Here is a 17,056-nt window from a genome sequence, read left to right as displayed (position 1 = left end):
AGAGGTAATGACATATGTCAGTACAAATTTCTGGCGTATTTAAAGACGGGGCGGGGAAACCGGTACAGGGTTGCACTATTCAGCTGAATGCGAAGAAAACCAGCCCGACCGTTGTTGTGGAGGTGATTTCATCCACTGTTACAGACGCGAACGGCCACTACAGCATTGAGGCTGAACCGGGTTATTACAGTGTGTCACTGATGCGGGAAGGGTTTCCGCCCTCTGTGGCTGGCGACATTTACGTGGCCCCGACTGATGCGCCGGATACCCTGAATGCGTTTCTCGATGCACCAAAAGATGCAGATCTGCGCCCGGAGGTGATGAAACGCTTTGAAGAAATGGTAAACCGTGTAGTGGATTTGAGCGGTGCAACAGAAAAGGATCGGGAACGCGCCGAACAGGCCGCACAGTCAGCGGAACAAAGTAAGGATTCGGCAGCCCTTTCTGCAACGGCTGCAGCAGAGTCACAGAAGCAGGCAGCACGCTCTGCAGATGCTGCTGATGTGTCTGCCCGCTCTGCTGATGATAATGCCCGACAGACCGCGCAGGACGTTCTGGCCTGTGCAGCGGATGCGGACAGTGCGGCAAAGTCTGCACAGACAGCGACGGAGCAGGCCGGACAGGCAAAAATCGCCGCCGATACGGTACAGAAAGCGCAGGAGGAAGCGGGAGTTTCGGCACAGTCAGCAGCAGGAAGTGCCGGAAGTGCTGCTGCAGCAGCACAAACAGCGGGTGAACATGCCGGTAATGCAGCCGCATCTGAAATTTCAGCGCGTGAAAGCGCCCTTACGGCCACGCAGGCGGCAGAACAGGGTGATAACAGCGCGGCAGCTGCAGTGCTAAGTGAACAGCATGCCAGGGAGTACAGCGAAAAGGCTGCTAAATCAGAGGCTGCGGCATCAGCCAGTGCAGAATCGGCATCTTCCAGTGATGCATCAGCCCTGCAGTCAGCCGAAAAGGCTGAGAAACAGAAAAATGCAGCCGCTGAGAGTGTCACCCGTGCAGAACAGGCCAGAGATGAGGCGCTGACTTCCCGGAACGAGGCAGTGGAGGCCGCTGAAACAGCGGCGACAGACGCTGCGGAGAAAGCCGCAGGCAAGGTTTCGGAGCAACTGAAAGCTGCTGTAGCTGATGATACTCAGCGCGCCGAAGCCGCAATGGCTGGCGCTGAAAGCGCGGCAGTAGCCTCACAGGGATACCGTGATGAAGCGAGGGATATTGCTGAAAGTCTGAAGCCAGGAGACGCCAGCACCACGCAGAAAGGGCTTGTGCAGTTAAGCAGCGATGACGACAGCGACAGTGAAGCCTATGCAGCGACACCGAAAGCCGTTAAAAAAGTCAAAGACCTGGCAAACCAGAAGGCCCCACTGGACAGTCCGGATCTGACAGGGACTCCAACTGCCCCCACGCCGCCATTAAGTGTCAGTAACAAACAGATTGCGAATACCGAGTACGTTCAGGCTGCGGTTGCTGCATTAGTTGGCTCATCCCCTGAAGCTCTGGATACGCTGGCTGAGTTAGCGCAGGCATTAGGAAATGATCCTAATTTTGCAACCACGATGCTCAATGCGTTAGCGGGTAAACAGCCGCTAAATGAAATACTGACGTCGCTGTCCGGGCTGTCTACCTCCGGAAGTAAATTGCCATTTTTTAGCAGTAAAAATACGTTGATGTTGACGGATCTGACGACGACCGGGCGTGGGTTGATTGCTAAAAACTCAATAAATGAAATTATCACATACCTTGGTTTGGTAGAAACGATAAATTTAGCAGCTGGCGCGGTGCCTTCAACGCGCAGAGTAAACGAAAAAGCGCTTACAGATGATATTTACATCACCTCACAGGATATTTTTAACGGGCAAGTCTTGATGATTGGTGCAGACCAAAATCTGGACAATTTCCAGACGCCGGGGCTGTATGCTCAGGATATGAATGTTAATACCAGTACGGCACTGAATTACCCGGAGAATAATGCAGGTTCTCTGATGGTACTGAGAAGCGCCGGAGTGACACAGATTTACCGCGTGTACAATTCATCCCGCAGTTATACACGTAGCAAGCATTCAACGCAGGCATGGACTCCCTGGGTACCTGATGATTCTTTTCCGGTCGGCGCACCTATTCCCTGGCCGTCTGATACAACTCCGCAAGGGTATGCTTTAATGCAGGGGCAACCTTTCGATAAAGCAGCCTATCCATTGCTTGCGATTGCGTATCCATCGGGTGTTATCCCGGATATGCGAGGCCAGACGATTAAGGGTAAACCGAACGGTCGTGCGGCACTTTCATATGAACAGGATGGTGTTATATCGCATACCCACGGAGCCAGCGCATCCAGTACGGATTTGGGAACTAAAACCACATCATCGTTTGATTACGGCACTAAGACTTCAAACACTACCGGTGACCATAACCACAACAGAGGTACTATGGAAATTACTGGTACTCTCGGTTACTTCAGAAGTGATAATAGTAGCTTCTATACAGCAAGTGGAACATTTACACTTGGTGGCTCTACAGCGGCTAAAAGTTTTACAGGTTCTAATTTTACTTATGGTGTTCCTGTAAACTTTAACGCTTCCAGAACCTGGTCTGGCGTCACAAACACTACGGGTAACCATGCGCACTCTGTTGCAATTGGCGCTCATGCACACTCCATTGCTATTGGTTCACACGGACACTCCGTCACTGTTAACGCTACTGGTAACGCGGAAAACACTGTCAAAAATATTGCGTTTAACTATATTGTGAGGCTTGCCTGATGACTTTTGAAATGACCGGAGAAAATCGGACTATTACTCTCTACAATCTTCGTGCAGATACAAATGAATATATTGGGAAATGTGAAGGGTTTATCCCTGCTAATACCGGATTACCTGCTTACAGTACCAATATTTCTCCGCCGCCAGCGAAGGCCGGTTTTGTCGCTGTATTTAATCTTAAGTCAGAAAAATGGTCACTGGTTGAGGACCATCGCGGGAAAATTGTCTACGACATTCAAACCGGGAAAGCTACCACGATTGACCAGTTAGGTAAGTTACCTGACGATGTTGTTTCCGTCGCGCCGGAAGGCCATTTTGTTAAGTGGGATGGAGCACAGTGGGTCCACGATACCGATGCGGAAAATAAACATCTTCTGATGCTGGCCGAACAGGAAAAAATAAATCTTCTGGCGGTCGCAACATCCGCTATAGCCCCCTTACAGGATGCTGTTGATCTGGGCATGGCAACGAAGGTTGAAACCGCACTTTTACTGGAGTGGAAGAAATACCGTGTCTTGCTTAACCGGGTAGATACCTCAAATCCAGAATGGCCTACTCAACCGAATATTCAGGCCAGTTAATATCAGGGGCGGAAGACAAATCGATGCGACGTAACTCAGTTCGATAGCTTCGCAACGCCGCCAGTTCTGTTTCCTCGCTGGCTGATATATCGATGTCTTTTGTGCAAGAGGACTAAAGTTAACCGCAGAAGAGTGGGCTCAGGCTGGAAGGTTGATTGCTGCAGGTGAGTCAAGAAAACGTTTGGCTATAATTTATGATGTAGGGGTGTCGACGCTATACAAAAAATTACCTGCGCGGTGTTGAGAAGACGCCACGCGTCGTCGTATGCGAGAACGGGCGGCGGCGAACTGGCGAACGTTCGATAGTGCGAGTATTGAATGATTGCCAGTCACGGCGGATTGTACTTAAGCAATATGATGGTTCAAGGCGTTTAATCTGAAACCAGCCACAATCAGCCTCTTCAAACATTTCCTGAACAGTACAGCTAATCTGTTCCTTCCCATACTTGCTGGCGTCAGTGTTGATCGCCGGCAGTGTCATGAGCGGTTTTACCCGAACACCAGCATCGGGGGAAGAACGCTCCCTCATCATACTCAGCCCCCTTGAATGCTATCATGTTCACGATGTTTGTACATGTAGGGAGACATGTACTTGATTGAAATGGAGACATAAATCTCACTTATATAGTTTTGTACTATAGTATGATGTCAGTTTCTAATGGAAAGTATAAAGAAACAACTATTGTTGCCGATAATCTATTTTAATTGTATGTTCAACATTGTATATTGATAGTGGAATGTATGTTGTCACAAAGGGTTAGGATATATTAAGAGGTTTGTGTGATAAAGAACTACAAATTGACTACACTTAAGCCCTATGTGATATCAATCACATTTTCATTTTTGCTGTTTTTGTCGTTAACTGAGATTTCTACTTATTATATATATAAGGAGCGTATCGGTTCATATACAGAACGAGTATTGAATAGAAGTGTTAGTCTCATTCAACAGATTGATGAAATAAATGATGGTTATGAGATGTTTGATGCTTATAGTCCCTGTAGTGAACTACAGCTTCATGCTGTAAGAATCGCTCTATGGCCTTATGCACTTATAAAGGATATATCATTTATTTCTAATGGGGCAATTACTTGTACTGCGTTGTGGGGAAAGTTGCCAGCACCATTATTACTCAACATATACGATAGAAAAGTTGAAAAAGATAACTTGACGTGGTTTTTTGGCGTGTTGTTGGAAAATAATGTTAAAGCTGATTTACTAAGCAACCAAAAATTAGCTATAACGATTTCACCATTTGCTTTTAACAGATTTGCTACAGACCATGAAGAGAAAGGATTTTCAGCAATTGTCGGCAATAGAGATCATTCTCTTCATTTGTTTAGGTTTGGTGATCTGGTCGATCTGCTTGAGGAGGCTAAACATGATAAATCCTATCAGTTAGGACTTATTACTACACAAAGTTGTAATGGAAAACATGACATCTGTGTCATGGGAGGAGTGAAATTCCCGTGGGTGAGTTTCGATAATTGGTTAATGATATTGTTGATTGCATTTACATCTATTGTAACAGGTGTTCTTTTAGGTGTTGTTTATAATCAAAAGGTTGCACGCAAACAATCATTAGTATCAAGATTAAAAAATGCCATAAGAAATGAATCATTATATCTTGTATATCAACCTATTTATAAAATAAAAACCGGTAAGGTTATTGGTGTAGAGGCACTTATTAGATGGGATGACCATGATATTGGTAGCATTCCTCCTGATATTTTTATCCCTATTGCAGAGAGATATAATTTAATTCAAGATGTAAGTAATCTTGTATTTCGAATGGTAGTAAAAGAAGCTAGGTCTCTTTCTGAAAAATTTAATGTCTTTATAAGCATTAATGTTAGTTCTCAAGATCTTTTGTCTGAATCTTTTCAAAGAAAAGTGTTTCAGATGATCGATGAATTAAATATAAAGCCCGGAATGATAATGATGGAATTAACAGAAAGACAGAGTGCGGATCTAAATTCACTCCAAAAGGTAATTTCTTTATTTAATGATAAAGGTATTTCAATAGCCATTGATGATTTCGGGACGGGCTATTCAAATTTAAACTGGCTGTCAAGTTTACAAATAGATGAAATTAAAATTGATAAATCAATTACAGACTCTATCGATGAATACTCTATAAGTAATAATTTATTATCAGGATTGGTAGAGATTTTTAAAGATATAACTCATAAGGTCGTATTCGAAGGTGTGGAAACATCAACTCAGGTTAATTATTTAACTGAAATGTTCCCTGAGTGCGGTGTACAGGGATGGTATTACTCAAAGCCGTTATCTATAGATAAATTGACAAAATTAGTCGAGGATGCCAATTTGCCTTAATAGTTATTACTTTATTTTCATTGTTTTCACATTCTATATAACACGCGTAACCGCGAGCTATATAAATTTAACTGCAGAAGGATTTTGATATCTTGCCGCATTCAATCAGCTAGTTGGTTCAAAATTGTATGGAATGTCGCGTTCACCTTCTTCAGCGAGCAGGGCAAGATAGTCCTCTTGTGTCATTGACTGTGAAAAGCGTCCACACATAGAAACCTCCAGCCATATGTCAGACTAAAAGTATTGGGCAGTAAGAAAAAGTGGTGCGCACCGTTAAAGATTTAAACGGAGCTTGTAAAATAAATCGGAATGATTTCTTTGTGAATTGATGAATTCCGAAAGTGAAGGGGGCCTTAATCATTGTGTTCGAGAGCGATTAAGAGACAACATTTGACGGACTTTTTCCCAGTGATTCCCCGAAGCTTCCCCTTTCAGAAAAAAGACATAAAAAAATCAGCCGTAACAGGCTGGTTATTAAAGGATTTTTGGTCGGCACGAGAGAATTTGAACCTCCGACCCCCGACACCCCATGATGGCGAGTTACCGCTTAAGGGCTGCTATGTGCCAGAAGCGGACGTTGCATAACATCAGTTATACCCAGGGTATCAGGCACACTCTATTACCGGAATGGATTCAATCTTGCGTAAAGTTCATTCATTATGCGTAATTGATTCTGATCTGCTCTTCCCGCCTGAGTACGAGCCCGGCGCCTGTATATGCCGCCAGAGATTCTCTGATATATAACCTCACATCGCACTCCTGATTAATAAACGTCAGTGATTATAAAAATGTCTGCCTGCCCCATACGCAGGGGCAGGTTCTGCATTCTATTCCCGCGCGGAAATCGTCCTGCGGGAAGTAACCCGGAATGCCTGCCTGATGTCCCAGACGCTTTCCTCACGTCCCACGGCCAGGGCAAACAGTACTCCCCCCACGATTGAGAACAGACCCAGTACGCTCCATGCGAGCGTCATGTCAGTACCGCCCCCCAGGTGCTTCAGGTAGCCGGCAACAAGCGGTCCGCCAAACTGACCAATAAAGTTGCTGCATGCACCTACAAATGCCACCGCAGGGACCGCTTTCCTTGTCGGGAGGATTTCCGTCAACCGGACGTAAACCAACGGCACAAGCATCTTCATTGTCAGGCCGACAAACATGAACAGGGCTATCTGCACCCAGTAGTAAGACAGCGGAACAAAGGCCGCGGCTGACAACGCGATACCGCACAACACGGTGGGAATAGCGGCATGCAGCCGCCGTTCCTGGTTGTATTTATCTGACCGCCGGGTGATATACCAGATGCCCACCATGGTCATCAGGAAAGGCATTCCGCTGATTAGACCGACTATGAATTCACTGAGCGTTCCATACCCCTTAAGTGCCGTCGGCAGCCAGAGCGTAAAGCCGTATGCCAGCATGCTGTGCAGGGAATAGCCGATTAACATCAGCCAGAGTGCCGGTATTTTGATAATGGTCCACCAGGGGTCAGATTTCTCCTTCACATAGTTTGACTGCTCAGCCGCAAGGTCTTTCTGGATATGATCCCGGTCCTCGGCGCTGAGCCAGCTTGCAGCCTGAATACTTTTAGGTACCAGATAAAACCAGATGATGCAGAACAGCCACGCGGGTGCCCCCTCAATGACCATCATCATGCGCCAGTCATGATGTGCCAGGATCCAGCCCGATATTGGACCGGCCAGAAACGCACCGGCCCCCAGGCTGAGGTTCCAGATACCAAATGCGCGTCCCCTTTCTGGCTTCATAAACCATTGTGCCAGAAACATCGCCGTTGCTGCCTGAATCGGCCCTTCAGCAAGTCCCAAGAAGAAACGGATGGCAACCAGTTCACCAAAGTTACGCGTCAGACCCGTGAGCATGGCGCAGGCACCAAAAAGAAACAGGCTGACGCCAATTATTCTTCGCGATCCAAAGCGAAGCGCCAGCCAGCCAGCGGTAAACTGCGTCGCCACGTAGCCCCATGCAAATGCACCGCCAAGCCAGCCAGCTTCTACCGGGCTGAGCCCCATCTCGGCCGTAATATGGGGCAGCGCCATGCCTATATTCACCCGGTCGAAGAAAGAAATGGTATACATGATAAACACTGCAGGGAGTATTATTGTCCAGCGTTTTTTCCCGATAAGCGCATTACCTTTAAGAGCATTATCACTCATGATAACTTCCTCATTTAGAGCAGATGTAGGGGAGGAAATGCTGATTTCAGGTCCTTTTAAATATCAGTCAGATAAAATATTTTTATTATTTTGAAGCTGCAACGACGTAATTAGTCAGGCGACCAACTGACTCAATTTCGACTTCAATAATATCGCCGTCATTAAGAAATACCTGCGGGTTACGTGAACGACCAACACCGCCTGGTGAGCCCGTCAAAATAACATCACCCGGGGATAGCTGTGTAAAGGTACTCATATAACTGATAATTTTGCTTATTGGATGAACCATATTAGCTGTACTGTCCTGCTGAACAATTTCACCATTAAGCCAGGTTTTTAACTGAAGCTTTTGCGGATCGGGGACCTCATCACACGTAACCAGCCAGGGACCGAACCCACCTGTTTTGCTCCAATTTTTGCCGGCAGTGAACCAGGTATGCTGCCAGTCACGCACGGAGCCATCCATATAGCAGGAATAGCCCGCTATGTATTCTGCAGCGTCCTGCTCAGCGATGTTTATGCCGGATTTTCCGATTATGATTACAAGCTCACCCTCATAATCGAGCTGATCGCTCAGCGCAGGCTTCACGATGTTGCCCAGATGAGCGGTCTGAGAATCTGAGAACCGGATGAATATGGTAGGCGCATCCGAAGTAATACTAAACTCAGTGCGTTTGGCCTGATAATTCATGCCGACGCAAAGTATTTTGCCCGGATTATCAATAACAGGAAGGAAGGTAATATCAGAAAGCTGATAATCCGGCTCATAGCTGATATATCCGTCAGCTGCTGCGATCCCTTTTTCTCTGATAAAACTTTTCAAATCGGGAGTATCAATATCTGTCCGGCTTCTCAGGTCAATAACTCCCTCACCCTGTAAAATACCGTAACTTTTATATCCATCAGGCGTCAGATAACTTAAAAGCTTCATACATTTTTCCCGCTACGCCCTTCCGCATCGCGGAAGGGCGTCATTAAATTAAGCAAGACGAGATGTCAGCAGAGACTTATACAGCCAGCGCGCGCATTTCTTTGATAAGGTCTGATTTACCCTCAAAACCGATACCCGGCAGTTCCGGCATGATGATATGGCCATCTTCCACCTTCACCGAGTCAGGGAAACCGCCGTAAGGCTGGAACAGATCGGGATAGCTTTCATTGCCACCAAGGCCAAGGCCTGCGGCAATGTTCAGGGACATCTGGTGACCCCCATGAGGGACGCAGCGTGACGGTGACCAGCCAAATTGCTCAAGCACATCAAGCGTGCGCAGATATTCAACCAGACCATAAGAGAGTGCGCAGTCAAACTGCAGATAGTCTCGATCCGGGCGCATGCCGCCATAGCGCAGCAGATTTCGCGCATCCTGATGGGAGAAAAGGTTTTCACCCGTGGCCATTGAGCCCGGATAGAACTCTGACAGCGCGGCCTGCAGGGAGTAATCCAGTGGGTCACCGACCTCTTCGTACCAGAACAGCGGGTAGTCACGCAGCATTTTCGCATAGGCAATACCGGTTTCCAGATCGAAGCGGCCATTGGCGTCAACGGCGAGACGCGCTTCGCTGCCAATTTCCTCCAGGACGGCCTCAATACGGCGACGGTCCTCTTCCAGAGACGCTCCACCGATTTTCATCTTCACAACGTTATAGCCGCGATTAAGATAACCGCGCATCTCCTGACGCAGCGCGCTCAGATCTTTACCCGGGTAATAGTAACCGCCCGCCGCGTAGACAAAAACACGCGGGTTAGCCTCAACGCCCTTCATTTCTGCCAGCAGGCGGAACAGCGGCTTGTTAGCAATTTTTGCAGTTGCATCCCAGATGGCCATGTCCAACGTACCTACCGCAACTGAACGTTCGCCGTGACCGCCCGGTTTTTCGTTGCTCATCATGACGTCCCAGATCTTATGCGGATCTAGATTGTCGCCTTTGGCATTCAGCAGGCTTTCTGGTTCGGCTTCGAGGATACGGTTGCGGAAGCGTTCACGGATCAGGCCGCCCTGACCGTAACGGCCGTTAGAGTTGAAGCCGTATCCCACTACGCGACGTCCGTCTACCTCAACGTCTGTCACAACGGCAACCAGGCTGGCCGTCATCTTGCTGAAATCGATGTAAGCATTACGGATAGGGGAAGCAATAGGCTTGGTAATTTCTACAACGTCAAGGATACGCATGTTCTCTCCGGCAGTTTCCAGTCAAATACGATCTAACTAAATTACCTACGCTATATTTTATGTCATGCCGTATATTTATCGGCATAATGCACTAACGTAGTGTTCAGGGACCTTGTTGTCCTGTCTGATACCATCCTAAGCAGTTAACAAATTTCGTTCTAATGCCAAAGAGGCAGGCTGTAATGCAAAATCGGCATCACTTGGAGTTAACTTGGCTTGAGGACTGTGTTGCGCTGGCACAGTCCTTGAATTTCTCCCGTGCGGCAGCTTCACGATATGTGACGCAGCCAGCATTCAGCCGGAGGATTGTCTCGCTGGAAGAGTGGCTTGGAACGCCGCTTTTTGAAAGAAATCGTCGGGGCGTCAGCCTGACGCGCGCCGGGGAAGTATTCGTTACGCAGATCCCTGAACTTATTCGCGCACTTTATACCTTGAGAAGTGAATCTATAGAGGCCGCAGGAGAAACCAGACCGGATGTTATTTTTTCCGCCACGCACTCTCTGTCATTTTCTTTTTTCCCAGCACTGATGCGTAATAACGAAAAAATCGCCCGCTTCGGTTCTTTTCGCCTGTTATCTGACACACTGAGTGCCTGTGAACGCATGATCGACAAAGGTGACGCGCAGTTTTTGCTTTGTTACTACCACCCTCATATGCGCATCAATCTTGATCAGTCGAAATACTTCAGTGTTCGGCTCGGGCGGGAAACATTATTGCCTTATTCCAGATGCGATCCGGCAACCCGCGAGCCAATGTGGTATGCATCGGGCGGCAAAAAGTTTCCTTTTCTGTCCTATTCGGCTGAATCCGGCCTTGGCCGGATCCTTTCCAACACCTCGCAGGTCAACCGTGCCAGACGCGGAATGGAAATCGCATTCACTGCCGATCTGGCTGCAACATTACTGGCCATGGTCAGGGCCGGTGACGGCATCGCATGGTTGCCGGAAACGCTGGCAGCGCCGGATGTTGATGCCGGTTCCATTGCCGTTGCGGCGAAGAAAGAGAGCGCGCTCTGGGTACCCATAGACATCAGGCTTTTCCGCCCGGCAGCAAAGATGTCCCGCGCTGTAGAAGAGTTGTGGGAAATTTTCGTAGAGGACCAGATCTGACAATCGGAAAATATTCACGCATTTCTTACTGCACCATCATAAGAAAAAAGTGAGAGAACATGAAGCCCATAAGACGTGGCATTACATGCAGAGCTAGTACTATCCGATGGCCGCTCTTCGCTCATAGCGGACTTCAGCGGCAGTAAAAGCTTTATCATCGAGGTTTGCCAATAGTGGTAGTGCGTTGAATGTGCCGGCGAAAAACTTGGATTCTTGGCGAAAACTCTTCCCCAAACTAAAATCAAAGTTTAGATAATCAATGAGTTGTAAAGGTAGCCACTGGCTGTTTTTGAAAGTAGAAAGCATGATAATTTCAATTATATCAAATGGTAGCTATGAATTTGGCAATGTAATGCTGCGTCACATTGGTTGAATTAATTGGGGCCCCTGATTTTTCACATTTCCAACGGCACGCGTCACCGCGTGCCGTATAAATTTATCAGCCGGTACGGCACCATCGGCCCGATGAATAAAGCAAGACTGTTTCTTGTCGTCTTCCTTTTTCCATTCTTACCAGCCATCAGCTAAGCAAATTACACGGCCATGCTGCCAGAGTGGTTTAAACATTCTGCTGATGGTTGTAGTTTCAGAACGTGCATAAATTAGCGGCAGCTTAGACCACCATCGATTGTTAATTTTTGGGGGCAAATTTGGGGGCAAAAATCAGTTCGGGGCATGATTTGGGGCGATGAAATGACTCACATTGCCCGAAATTGTCCAAGGCGATTTTTCATTAACTGATTGATTTTATGGTAATTGACTGTAATTGCTAAATTTACAAAATCAATTTTATAGTCTAACGCTGATTATGTGGCTGTGGGGATAAACATTTAATAAACCGCGGGAAGGGAGCCATTTCGTTCATGAAATAAAAAGCCGGATAAGGTGATAGCCTCCATCCGGCTAAAATACGCATTAGCTCGCCTGTTTTTTCATCATGCTGAAGATAAACAGCAGCGCAGCACACAGCACCACGGAAGGACCTGCCGGGGTGTCATAGAAGGCCGAGAAGGTCAGCCCGCCTGTAACCGCTATCATTCCCACACCAACGGCAACCCCTGCCATTTGTTCTGGCGTACGGGCAAAGCGACGGGCGGTTGCCGCAGGGATAATAAGCAGAGAGGTGATAATTAACGCTCCGACAAATTTCATCGCCACGCCAATAGTTAATGCTGTGACCAGCATCAGCAGAAGCTTAACGCGTTGCAGCTTCACGCCATCCACAAATGCCAGATCCGGACTGATGGTCATCGACAGCAGGTTGCGCCACTGCCAGAACAAAATCGCCAGAACGATAACCACTCCAATGGCGATGGAAATAAGATCTTCTGGCGTCACGGCGAGCAAATCACCAAACAGGTAGGCCATCAGATCCACACGGATGTTAGACATCAGGCTGACGACAACCAGCCCTAATGACAGCGCACTGTGGGCCATAATGCCCAATAAAGTATCGATTGCGAGGTGGGGGCGTTTTTCCAGCCATACCAGACCGCCTGCCAGCAACAAGGTGACGACGATGACCGCATAGAAAGGGTTTACATCCAGCAGCAGGCCAAAGGCGACCCCCAGTAGCGAAGCGTGGGCCAGCGTATCACCGAAATAAGACATTCGACGCCAGACCACAAACGAGCCGAGCGGGCCAGCGGCACAGGCCAGCATGATCCCGGCTAACCAACCGGGTAATAACAATTCAATCATGAGTGACCATTTCCTCGGCGTAAGACGATACGACCCTGTAAATCGTGGCGGTGATTATGATTATGACGGTAAATTCCGAGTTGTTCGGCACCGCGTTGTCCGAACATTGAGATGAATTCCGGGTGCATGGAAACCACTTCCGGCGCACCAGAACAACAAATATGATGGTTCAGGCACAGTACCTCATCGGTTTTTGCCATCACCAGATGCAGGTCATGAGAAACCATCAGTACGGCGCAATCCAGTTCACGTCGCAACTGGTCGATAAGATCGTACAGCGCGACTTGCCCATTGACATCCACGCCCTGGGTTGGCTCATCAAGCACTAGTAGCTGAGGTTTATTCAATAAAGCACGGGCCAACAGGACGCGTTGTGTCTCCCCGCCAGAGAGTTTTTGCATCGGCGCATTCATCAGATGTCCGGCCTGAACACGCTTCAGTGCCGGAAGGATATCTTCTTTTTTGGTGCCGGGACGCAGGCGCATAAACCGACTTACCGTCAGCGGAAGCGTCGTATCGAGGTACAGTTTTTGCGGCACATAGCCAATCCGCAATCGACCATTACGCTTGATAACTCCCTGATCAGCCTCTACCAGCCCTAATACAACGCGCACCAGCGTAGATTTCCCGGCACCATTTGGGCCGAGAAGCGTCAATATTTTACCGGGTCGAAGTTCAAGCGATACGTCAGAGAGGACGCGGCGTTGACCATAAGAGACCGAGACATTTTCCAGTGAAACCAAAGTCGTCATATCAATTTTAGTCTTGCAGAAGTTATAGAATGTTATAATATCACAATTCTCACATTCGTTACGATGATTGGTCGCATTATGTTACATAAAAATACGCTTCTTTTCGCAGCATTATCCGCTGCTCTTTGGGGTAGTGCAACACAGTCGGCAAATGCCGCTGTCGTGGCTTCTCTTAAGCCACTGGGGTTTATCGCTTCAGCCATTGCTGACGGGGTTACTGACACCCAGGTTCTGCTGCCTGACGGGGCTTCCGAACACGATTACTCATTGCGTCCTTCAGACGTAAAACGCTTACAGGGCGCGGACTTAGTCGTTTGGATTGGACCTGAGATGGAAGCGTTTATGGAAAAATCAGTCAAGAATATTCCTAACGCAAAACAGGTAACGATTGCGCAGCTCAATGACGTGAAACCGTTACTCATGAAAGGTACTGACGACGATGATGACGATCATGGACATAATGATGCTGGCAGTGAAAAAAGTGACGAGCATCACCATCACGGCGATTACAACATGCATCTTTGGCTTTCCCCAGAGATAGCACGGGCCTCAGCGGTTGCAATCCATGAAAAATTAGTGGAACTTATGCCGCAAAGTCGAGCCAAACTTGACGCCAACCTGAAGGATTTTGAGGCACAATTAGCCGCAACCGATAAGCAGGTAGGTAACGAGCTCGCGCCGCTCAAGGGAAAAGGTTACTTCGTTTTTCATGACGCCTATGGCTACTACGAAAAACACTACGGACTAACACCGCTTGGTCACTTTACCGTGAACCCTGAGATTCAACCTGGTGCGCAGCGTTTACATGAAATAAGAACACAGTTGGTTGAGCAAAAAGCAACCTGCGTTTTTGCTGAGCCACAGTTCAGGCCAGCGGTCGTTGAAGCCGTCGCGAGAGGGACATCCGTTCGAATGGGAACGTTGGATCCGCTCGGAACGAATATCAAACTGGGTAAAACAAGCTATTCAGCGTTTTTGAACCAATTAGCCAACCAGTATGCGAGCTGCCTGAAAGGAGATTAATGAGGAAGTGATTACGTGCAACAGATAGCCCGCTCTGTCGCTCTGGCATTTAATAATCTGCCGCGGCCCCATCGCGTTATGCTGGGGTCGCTTACCGTACTGACATTGGCCGTCGCTGTCTGGCGGCCCTATGTTTACCATCCTGATTCTGCACCCATCGTCAAAACTATCGAGCTGGAAAAAAGCGAGATTCGTTCACTATTGCCTGAGGCCAGCGAACCTATCGATCAGGCTGCTCAGGAAGACGAAGCTATCCCACAGGACGAACTGGATGACAAAACGTCTGGTGAAGCCGGCGTGCATGAGTATGTCGTCTCCACGGGCGATACGCTGAGCAGTATTCTGAATCAGTACGGCATCGATATGGGTGACATCAGCCAACTCGCGGCTTCCGACAAACAACTGCGTAATCTGAAAATTGGTCAGCAACTTTCCTGGACGTTAGGCGCGGAAGGTGACTTGCAGCGCCTGACCTGGGAAGTCTCCCGTCGTGAAACCCGTACTTACGATCGCACCGCGACGGGTTTCAAAATGAGCAGCGAAATGCAGCAGGGCGATTGGGTTAACAGCCGAATCAAAGGCACCGTGGGCGGAAGTTTTGTCGCCAGTGCCAAAGATGCCGGACTGACCAGCTCTGAAATCAGCGCAGTGATTAAGGCCATGCAGTGGCAGATGGATTTCCGCAAACTGAAAAAAGGCGATGAGTTCTCGGTACTGATGTCTCGCGAAATGCTGGACGGTAAACGTGAGCAAAGCCAACTGTTGGGCGTCCGCTTGCGTTCTGAAGGTAAAGATTATTACGCAATCCGTGCTGAAGACGGTAAGTTCTATGACCGCAACGGTACCGGACTGGCGAAAGGCTTTATGCGTTTCCCAACGGCTAAGCAGTTCCGCATCTCTTCCAACTTTAACCCGCGTCGTCTGAACCCGGTGACCGGACGCGTTGCGCCGCACAAAGGTGTCGACTTTGCGATGCCGCAGGGGACGCCGGTGCTGTCGGTGGGTGATGGCGAAGTGGTTGTAGCGAAGCGCAGCGGCGCAGCCGGATACTATGTTGCGGTTCGTCATGGTCGCACCTATACCACGCGTTATATGCACCTGCGTAAGTTGTTGGTCAAACCAGGACAAAAAGTGAAACGTGGCGATCGTATCGCGCTGTCTGGCAATACCGGGCGTTCAACGGGTCCGCATCTGCACTACGAAGTCTGGATCAACCAGCAGGCAGTGAATCCTCTGACGGCGAAACTGCCGCGCACAGAAGGCCTGACTGGATCGGATCGTACCGATTACCTGGCACAGGTGAAAGAGGTTGTTCCTCAGTTGCGTTTCGATTAATTAACACGCTGACAGAGCCGGTACGCTATGCGTGCCGGCTTTTTTATTTTGTACGGCGCATCGCGCGCCGCTACACTATCAGCAGATCTACTTTTCGCCGCACCAGACACTGGAAGAGCATGGAAACGAAAAAAAAGAATATTGAATATATCCCCGAGTTTCACAAATCATTTCGCCATCCGCGCTACTGGGGTGCATGGCTTGGTGTGGCGGCGATAGCAGGCATTTCGTTAACGCCAGCATCATTTCGCGATCCAATTCTGGCAAAGCTCGGAAGAATGGCCGGGCGGCTGGGAAAAAGCTCGCGTCGCAGAGCACTGATCAATTTATCCCTCTGCTTTCCTGAGCGCAGCGAAGCTGAGCGTGAAGCTATTGTCGATGAGATGTTTGCGACTGCGCCTCAGGCGATGGTTATGATGTCGGAACTCGCCATACGCGGCCCGGAAAAAATTCAGCATCGGGTCGACTGGCAGGGGCTGGAAATCATCGAAGAGATGCGTCGCAACGATGAAAAAGTGATTTTTCTGGTTCCTCATGGTTGGGGCGTAGATATCCCAGCGATGCTGATGGCTTCCCAGGGACAGAAAATGGCTGCGATGTTCCACAATCAGGGAAACCCGGTATTCGATTATGTCTGGAACACGGTACGCCGTCGTTTCGGTGGTCGTTTGCATGCGCGTAATGATGGCATCAAACCGTTTATTCAGTCTGTACGTCAGGGATATTGGGGATACTACCTGCCGGATCAGGACCATGGCCCTGAGCACAGCGAGTTTGTGGATTTTTTTGCTACCTATAAAGCCACGTTACCGGCGATTGGCCGCCTGATGAAGGTGTGTCACGCCCGTGTGGTGCCGCTGTTCCCGGTATACAATGGGAAAACGCATCGCTTAACGATTCAGGTTCGTCCTCCGATGGATGACATCCTGACGGCGGATGACCACACCATTGCCAGACGAATGAACGAAGAAGTGGAAATCTTTGTCACGCCGCATCTCGAGCAATACACCTGGATTCTAAAACTGCTTAAGACGCGCAAACCCGGTGAAATTGAGCCTTATAAGCGTAAAGATCTTTATCCGAAGAAATAAAAAAAAGCCTCTCAAACGAG

13 protein-coding genes and 4 pseudogenes are annotated in these 17,056 nt (G+C 48.5%); 8 read left to right on the top strand and 9 right to left on the bottom strand.

Annotated elements, in window-relative coordinates; translation table 11 throughout:
• The first annotated feature begins 14 nt into the window (after positions 1-14).
• The gene (locus tag OGV93_RS21285) at positions 15-2,762 is read left to right on the top strand and encodes a prophage tail fiber N-terminal domain-containing protein (RefSeq protein ID WP_080625047.1); all 2,748 of its coding nucleotides are present in this window, start codon (positions 15-17) and stop codon (positions 2,760-2,762) included.
• Complete coding sequence (locus OGV93_RS21280; RefSeq protein WP_075847165.1) at positions 2,762-3,343, top strand: tail fiber assembly protein; 582 nt, start codon at positions 2,762-2,764, stop codon at positions 3,341-3,343. Before OGV93_RS21285 ends, OGV93_RS21280 begins: the two co-directional genes overlap by 1 nt.
• On the opposite strand, the gene OGV93_RS21275 is transcribed toward OGV93_RS21280, so the two are convergent.
• Positions 3,315-3,398 (bottom strand): tail fiber assembly protein, encoded by an 84-nt coding sequence (locus tag OGV93_RS21275; RefSeq protein ID WP_306299935.1) that lies wholly within the window; start codon positions 3,396-3,398, stop codon positions 3,315-3,317. The genes OGV93_RS21280 and OGV93_RS21275 overlap by 29 nt on opposite strands.
• Before the next feature lie 60 nt (positions 3,399-3,458).
• Here OGV93_RS21275 and OGV93_RS21270 point away from each other — a divergent pair.
• Positions 3,459-3,587, top strand: a pseudogene (locus OGV93_RS21270) (helix-turn-helix domain-containing protein); the annotation flags it as partial.
• A gap of 127 nt (positions 3,588-3,714) precedes the next feature.
• On the opposite strand, the pseudogene OGV93_RS21265 reads toward OGV93_RS21270, so the two are convergent.
• A pseudogene (locus OGV93_RS21265) lies at positions 3,715-3,857 on the bottom strand (DinI-like family protein); the annotation flags it as partial.
• 284 nt (positions 3,858-4,141) lie between these two features.
• Between OGV93_RS21265 and OGV93_RS21260 the strand changes: the two are divergent.
• Entirely contained in the window at positions 4,142-5,683 is a 1,542-nt protein-coding gene (locus OGV93_RS21260) for an EAL domain-containing protein (RefSeq protein WP_261333378.1), read from the top strand.
• A gap of 114 nt (positions 5,684-5,797) precedes the next feature.
• Here OGV93_RS21260 and OGV93_RS21255 read toward each other — a convergent pair.
• From OGV93_RS21255 to OGV93_RS21240, 4 genes and pseudogenes are all read right to left on the bottom strand, one after another.
• Positions 5,798-5,893, bottom strand: a pseudogene (locus tag OGV93_RS21255) (SOS response-associated peptidase); the annotation flags it as partial.
• Between the two features lie 617 nt (positions 5,894-6,510).
• Complete coding sequence (locus tag OGV93_RS21250) at positions 6,511-7,854, bottom strand: MFS transporter (protein ID WP_047054294.1); 1,344 nt, start codon at positions 7,852-7,854, stop codon at positions 6,511-6,513.
• Between the two features lie 85 nt (positions 7,855-7,939).
• Positions 7,940-8,785 carry a fumarylacetoacetate hydrolase family protein gene (locus OGV93_RS21245; protein WP_047054293.1) on the bottom strand — a complete coding sequence of 282 codons (846 nt, stop codon included), beginning with the start codon at positions 8,783-8,785 and terminating at the stop codon, positions 7,940-7,942.
• A 76-nt stretch (positions 8,786-8,861) separates the two neighbouring features.
• The gene (locus OGV93_RS21240) at positions 8,862-10,025 is read right to left on the bottom strand and encodes a mandelate racemase/muconate lactonizing enzyme family protein (RefSeq protein ID WP_004202520.1); all 1,164 of its coding nucleotides are present in this window, start codon (positions 10,023-10,025) and stop codon (positions 8,862-8,864) included.
• Between the two features lie 182 nt (positions 10,026-10,207).
• Here OGV93_RS21240 and OGV93_RS21235 point away from each other — a divergent pair, with 182 nt between their 5' ends.
• Entirely contained in the window at positions 10,208-11,134 is a 927-nt protein-coding gene (locus OGV93_RS21235) for a LysR family transcriptional regulator (RefSeq protein WP_047054289.1), read from the top strand.
• A 360-nt stretch (positions 11,135-11,494) separates the two neighbouring features.
• On the opposite strand, the pseudogene OGV93_RS21230 reads toward OGV93_RS21235, so the two are convergent.
• The 3 genes and pseudogenes from OGV93_RS21230 to znuC all read right to left on the bottom strand — a co-directional run.
• A pseudogene (locus tag OGV93_RS21230) lies at positions 11,495-11,758 on the bottom strand (SOS response-associated peptidase family protein); the annotation flags it as partial.
• 291 nt (positions 11,759-12,049) lie between these two features.
• On the bottom strand, positions 12,050-12,835 hold the full coding sequence (gene znuB, locus OGV93_RS21225; protein ID WP_016152760.1) for a zinc ABC transporter permease subunit ZnuB: 786 nt from the start codon (positions 12,833-12,835) through the stop codon (positions 12,050-12,052).
• Entirely contained in the window at positions 12,832-13,587 is a 756-nt protein-coding gene (znuC, locus tag OGV93_RS21220) for a zinc ABC transporter ATP-binding protein ZnuC (protein ID WP_200084224.1), read from the bottom strand. The genes znuB and znuC overlap by 4 nt, the downstream gene beginning before the upstream one ends.
• Positions 13,588-13,665: 78 nt before the next feature.
• On the opposite strand from znuC, the gene znuA reads away from it, so the two are divergent.
• The 3 genes from znuA (at position 13,666) to lpxM (ending at position 17,036) form a co-directional block, all read left to right on the top strand.
• A complete protein-coding gene (gene znuA, locus OGV93_RS21215) occupies positions 13,666-14,610 on the top strand; it encodes a zinc ABC transporter substrate-binding protein ZnuA (protein ID WP_131381109.1) in 945 nt (314 codons plus the stop codon).
• A gap of 15 nt (positions 14,611-14,625) precedes the next feature.
• Positions 14,626-15,945 carry a murein DD-endopeptidase MepM gene (gene mepM / locus OGV93_RS21210; protein WP_016152763.1) on the top strand — a complete coding sequence of 440 codons (1,320 nt, stop codon included), beginning with the start codon at positions 14,626-14,628 and terminating at the stop codon, positions 15,943-15,945.
• Positions 15,946-16,064: 119 nt separating this feature from the next.
• Positions 16,065-17,036, top strand: coding sequence for a lauroyl-Kdo(2)-lipid IV(A) myristoyltransferase (gene lpxM, locus OGV93_RS21205; protein ID WP_047501988.1), 972 nt, complete (start codon positions 16,065-16,067; stop codon positions 17,034-17,036).
• Positions 17,037-17,056 lie beyond the last annotated feature (20 nt).

This window comes from Citrobacter sp. Cb031, from assembly GCF_030336725.1.
Classification (GTDB): Bacteria; Pseudomonadota; Gammaproteobacteria; order Enterobacterales; family Enterobacteriaceae; genus Citrobacter; species Citrobacter braakii.
The sequence above is the reverse complement of the archived record's forward strand: the minus strand, read 5'-3'. Positions and strand labels throughout refer to the sequence as shown.